This window comes from Orbus sasakiae (assembly GCF_039542345.1).
In the GTDB taxonomy this organism is placed as follows: domain Bacteria; phylum Pseudomonadota; class Gammaproteobacteria; order Enterobacterales; family Orbaceae; genus Orbus; species Orbus sasakiae.
The window spans coordinates 1-5,722 of record NZ_BAABHY010000009.1; the positions used below are offsets into that span (position 1 = coordinate 1).

Genomic DNA, 5,722 nt, shown 5'->3' on the forward strand with positions numbered 1-5,722 from the left:
CGGTAAACGCCATCTCATAAGCCGCGCTGCGGTCACCGTGGCTTTGCGTACTTAAAATCATAATGCCTTCGCTAATCCCACCAAGCGGACTGCCGTCAATCACAATCCGTTGACCCGGCGCTAAGCGATAGTCATTACACTTACCCCGGATTATCACCTTTTCACTGATGTGCTGTTGGTGGCGAATTGTGGCATACCAATGACCACTTTCAACCGACTCACCATCACCTTTGGCTTTGTAGTGCTCGCCATACCGGTAATCCGTGCCGACGGTGGTGCTGTCTTTCGGCTCGGTATTGACTAAACCATAACGGTCAGCCTGTGCATCACGATAATTATAGTCATTGACCATCACCTGACGTGTCACCGTTTTACCAGTTAACTGTAAATCCCACACACTGTGGCGGCTGTTATCACCCATGCCACTGGGGGTTTTATACACAATATGCCCGGCATTGGCCAGACCTTGTTCATAATCACTCAGGACCAACACATCGCAGTGATGCTCGGCATGGCTTTCAAAGCGCAGCCATATTCCCACATCAGCAAGTAATCGCTGCACAAAGGCTAAATCACTCTCTTGCCACTGCGTGATAAACTCCCTTGCCGGGTAGGTCTCTTTAAGCTCTAAGCGATAATCCACACCGGTAAAGCCATGGCGGCGTAACACCGACTCCACCACACTGACCACACTTTGGTTTTGGTAAATCGCACTGGTGCAGTCGTTTGCAAGCAGCGCCAAACGTGGCGCAAGCACCACCCGATAATGCGCTTCATCTTTGTTCACCGATAACTGACTAAACTCGGTTACCACCCCATATAATGTGCGAGGCATGGCTGGCGTATCGAGTGAGCTGATATGCCGCAGCATGTCACTGACACTGTGTGGTTTAAAGGAGAAAGAGGCGGGGTGGCTTAAAATAGAATCAATAGCTAACTGTTTATCACTACTTGTGAAAGTAACATCAACCAACCAAGGGTTATCCAGTTGTTCATCAACCGTAACAGCTAAAACTGATAAAAGCGATTTTGTTTTACCTATGTTTAAGCTATAACGATTATCGGCATGTAAATAATTTAAATGCGCAGCAACAGTACCTTCTAATGATACAGTCATTGTGTTCTCCTTTTTCATCCTGTGAAACTTTTATTATTTTTGTTTTGTTATAATTTTATTTTTTATTAAACGGTATTCTTTTTATCTTTATCAAACGTCCCAAAATAGTTAATTTAATAATACTTGATATAAAACATATCGTTAAATTTATAGATAATTGATTATCAATTAATCATCAATCATTATCGACAGCTTAACATGTATCCAGATAGTATCTTTTATTAATCGAAATAACCACTTATTTTAATACATGATACCGATAATTTTGTATATGAAATGTAAAGGGAATATTGAATGTAAATAATCGTTAACGAAGAAGATGAGAGGATATTTTTTTATTTACTTAAATGTTAATAGCTAATCTGTAAATCTAATCTAACCGCTTTATTGGCTTCCATCTTAAGAGCTAATTCACTGGTGTTAGCCTGCTCCTCTATCGTCTTAAAACCTATCCACTCCTATGGGGTTTCTGTATTAATTGATATATTATCTTTTCATTATTACATTATTGATTTTTGTCTAATGATAAGATAATTTTAAATACTCTATCTGGGATTTTATGTTCCTTACCTTCTTTTTTCATCAACTCGATATATTTCTGATAATTAGATAGAGCTTCAGAATTTTTATGTAGAACCAAGTAAGAATCGGCTAAGTTAAGATAAGCAACTACTCTATTAGGGAATCTTTCAATTATGAAATTTAAAATATTTACCGATTGAATTATTGCCCCTGATTTCTGAAAATAAAAAGCTAAATTATTATACTTTTCAACTGTTTTTTGTGAAAGCATTGACATATCAATGTCATTGTCATTGTCATTGTCATTGTCATTGTCATTGTCATTGTCATTGTCATTAGCTAATAATAAAATTTCTGCATATTTTTTTGAGTATATTTATTTTCAATTATTCCTATAAATTCCAGGGCATTTAACGAATTATTAATTATTAATTTTTAATTTTTTCTTATCAATACTCCACTGTTCTTTAGGCTCTTCGATCTGGATATCTTGAACTTCATAATCACCAGACATAAGAAGAAATTCTGTTTTTATTTTAAATAAAAACCAATTTTTTAATTTTTCATCAAATTTATAATAATAAGAAATGTCTTTCCCATAAGTCCCACATTGAATATAAAACTCTCCTTTAACATTTGAATCAATATTATAATCAGAGCATTCATTATTATTTGTTACAGTCCAGAATACATTTATTGACTTAGTAGTTATTTGACATTCATAAGTCGGAGCATAGCTTTCTTCATTGGAAATATCTTTCCCACAGACTATTTTATCTTTGATATTATCGTTATCAAGATAAGCATGTCTGGTAATTTCATTCATACTACTTGTTGCAATAGAATAAAATGAGATAAATAAACAGGTAAATAAAATGAACTTATTCATCATAGCTCTTTAATTTTTATTTCACGCGTGAATTATTTTTAATATTAATTATCGAATAGCCCAATATTACATATTAAAGGTTAAAAATTTAAAAACCGATCATATTAATTAATATTCTAATCACTACTCACACAGGCATCAATTGCACTACAGTGTAGCCATTTTTTAATTATTTTATTACTTTTGGTAGTATATTCAATTTCATAAAAATCATCTTGCATATTTAATAAATTGACTTTATCTCCTTTTACTAAATACATTTTAGTTTTTGATTTTTCATCATTATTAGCATACAAAAAAGATTTGTCCGTTAGAATAAATTTAGTCAACTGCTCTCGTTTATACAAGTCATCTTTATCACTAACCAGTTTATAGGAGAGGTAATTATTATTAAAAATAATTCTATATATAGTTCCACAGCCAATGCATTGATCTTCAATTAATAGCTTGTACTTTCCACCTTCTTCTTGATATAAACGTTCAATCCACTTTCCTGCATCACGATAACGACTAATAATTTGATTATTAATTTTTCTATATTGACACAAGTTTATATTACCGCTACCTAGTATATTTCTTTCTATCGGATCAATTTTATTTTCTTTAATTGAATATGAAGAATAACAAATATTAGCAGATGCATTATGTTTAGGTGTTAGCAATAAATACCGTTCACCTAAAAAGTTATCTATAGATAAGTTGCTATCTGTTATATCATCTATCAACTCATCTGGTACTAAAATAATTTCACATGTTGAACTATTATCAACACAGTTATAAATTGATTGACTATTTTCTAAATAAAGCACATCCCCATAACAGTATGCAGGTAAAGTATAGATAATTATCAATATAAATACCTTAAATAAGTTTATACTTTTACTCATTCTAGCCCCCATTCCTTTTTTATTGCTTCAAAAATTTCTATTCTATGATCAAGTCCATTCTTTCCACCGTTTATAGCTTTAGTTACTAATGCAACATTATTCTTTTCATTATCAATAAGAATATTTATATCACCTCTAGCATTATATTTTTTATATATTCCTCCTCTATAACGCCAAAACCAACACGAAACATCTATAGCATATTTCATATTTTGAGCTAATAATTCAGGATTTGATACAAAATCTATTTCTTTATATGATGAATATTCACGGTAATTATTTTTCCAAGTAAGCTGGATTAATCCTCTTCCTTTATATTTTGGTCCATCCCCTATTGTAGTATTTCCATTTTTAATAGCATCGGGATGTCTATCTGGATCATATCCATTACCCGACGCAAACTCTAATGTAGATTCAAAACTAGCGGACTCATGAAAACATTGAGCCAAGAAATGGGCTTTATGATATTCTCCAATAATATTATATTCTTCTAAGGAATTATTCATCAATGATACAAAAAACTCCTTATCTAATTGATATATATTTGGATTTTTTAGTTTAAATTCATTTCCAAATTTTTTGCCAGCTCCTTTTCCATTAAACCATGTTCCAACTTTACCTGTTACTTTCTCTATAAAACTTACAGTTATATTATAATCCTTAGTAAAATTGGTAATCCCCACAGGATGTAAGAACCAAGCTTTACCATCAAGTGATAGGTTACTCAATACGGGTGTATTATTGGTTGTCGCTGTGTTGATGTTGATAATCTGTGAGATTTGTTATTTTTTATCTGCTTCATTGTTATCAAAATCAGATTTGTAAAAACTTAAATATTTAGTTTGGCAAAAATTAAAATAAGTATAATCATTCATGGAGTTTCCATAATTCTGTATAACAAAAGAACTGTTATAATAAATTGCCTCAATTTGATTCATTTTCAGATATTTATTAAGATCATCTTCTAATATTTCAAGTTTTCCTTGGAGAAATAAATTTTTGTTTTTCTGATTATTTTCAAGTGTGTAAATTTTAAAAAAATCAGTTTTTATCTGTATTATTAAATATTTATCACAATCTTCTTTATCTGAAAGAAAATAATAACCATCAAAGCTAGTGGAATGTACAAAAAAACTCAATAAAATTAAATAAAAAAATAAAATTATCTTCATAATATTTTATTCAACCCCTTTTGTTGCAATAAGTCGCCTTTTATCTATCTTTTCTTTATTTTTCTTTTTTACTATATCACTTTCCCAGCCATTTATAGAGCTCCAACTTAAATAGTTCTCGGTCAATGATAAATATTTGGAATAGCATTCCTTTGATTCAGTTGTATTTAAATTGGCATATTTAAATACAGCATCATGTAAATCAAAACATCGACTAGTAAATATTGAATATAAACTTTCATAATTGATATTATTACATTCAAATTTATCCATCATTGATATAAGTTTCATTTTTCTATCATTAAAACCGTTAAATCCTCCATTTATCCTATAAGATATATAAATCAAATCATTTTTATCAGCAATTGTGTTTAAATCAATATTTATATACTTTTGCCAATACCAACCGGCGGAATCAATACAATAAGGCAAATTAGCTAATAACACATTATTACTTCCCTCTGTAAAATTAATATTTATATAACTACCATAATTTTCATAATTTTTTCTACCTGTAATTTGAATAAATCCTCTTCCTTTAAATTTTACACCATCCCCTTTTTGAATATTTCCTAAGTCCTTTCGTCCCTCATAACTTCGACCTGAAGCAATCTCCTCTTTATAATAAAAGTCACCAGACTCGTGTCTAACTTGAGCTAGAAAATGTAACTTTCTGATACAAGTATTAATTGAATATTGGTTTAGTGTTTGATTAATTGTATCAATATATTCAATAGCTTTACTCTCCGAGATACCAATTTCAATTAAATCCTCAATAGTAAAATCTCGCTCACAAAAACACTTTTTCGATTCAAACATTTTAATTCCCACAGGATGAAAATACCAAGCTTTACCATCAAGTGATAGGTTACTCAATACGGGTGTATTATCGGTTGTCGCTGTGTCGGTGTTGTCTGTCTGTGAGGCCTGCGCCTTAGCTACCTCATCCCACCAAAGTGAAGGCTTGATTCGCTGCGCTTTTTCTATCTGCCATGTATCAATGTGTGATTGATACTGTGCATTGAGTAATTTTAGCGGGTATTCTCGCTCTGCTGGCTTGGTGATATGGCATTCGTCTAACTCCGCCAGAATACGTTGCCGCTTGTTTTCACATGCTGTTTGATAAAAGTGGTCT

At 31.6% G+C, this 5,722-nt stretch carries 7 protein-coding genes; all 7 read right to left on the reverse strand.

Annotated features, from left to right (window positions below; genetic code table 11):
* Positions 1–1,117, reverse strand: a 1,117-nt coding sequence (locus tag ABEA36_RS12195; RefSeq protein ID WP_345492583.1) for a type VI secretion system Vgr family protein, incomplete at its 3' end; no start/stop codon positions are given.
* Positions 1,118–1,622: 505 nt separating this feature from the next.
* On the reverse strand, positions 1,623–1,916 hold the full coding sequence (locus ABEA36_RS12200) for a tetratricopeptide repeat protein (protein WP_345492585.1): 294 nt from the start codon (positions 1,914–1,916) through the stop codon (positions 1,623–1,625).
* 144 nt (positions 1,917–2,060) lie between these two features.
* Positions 2,061–2,528 carry a hypothetical protein gene (locus ABEA36_RS12205; protein WP_345492588.1) on the reverse strand — a complete coding sequence of 156 codons (468 nt, stop codon included), beginning with the start codon at positions 2,526–2,528 and terminating at the stop codon, positions 2,061–2,063.
* A 116-nt stretch (positions 2,529–2,644) separates the two neighbouring features.
* The gene (locus tag ABEA36_RS12210) at positions 2,645–3,415 is read right to left on the reverse strand and encodes a hypothetical protein (RefSeq protein WP_345492590.1); all 771 of its coding nucleotides are present in this window, start codon (positions 3,413–3,415) and stop codon (positions 2,645–2,647) included.
* Complete coding sequence (locus ABEA36_RS12215; protein ID WP_345492592.1) at positions 3,412–4,143, reverse strand: glycoside hydrolase family 19 protein; 732 nt, start codon at positions 4,141–4,143, stop codon at positions 3,412–3,414. The genes ABEA36_RS12210 and ABEA36_RS12215 overlap by 4 nt, the downstream gene beginning before the upstream one ends.
* A 54-nt stretch (positions 4,144–4,197) precedes the next feature.
* On the reverse strand, positions 4,198–4,587 hold the full coding sequence (locus tag ABEA36_RS12220) for a hypothetical protein (RefSeq protein WP_345492594.1): 390 nt from the start codon (positions 4,585–4,587) through the stop codon (positions 4,198–4,200).
* A 6-nt stretch (positions 4,588–4,593) separates the two neighbouring features.
* On the reverse strand, positions 4,594–5,722 hold a 1,129-nt coding region (locus ABEA36_RS12225), incomplete at its 5' end, for a glycoside hydrolase family 19 protein (protein ID WP_345492596.1).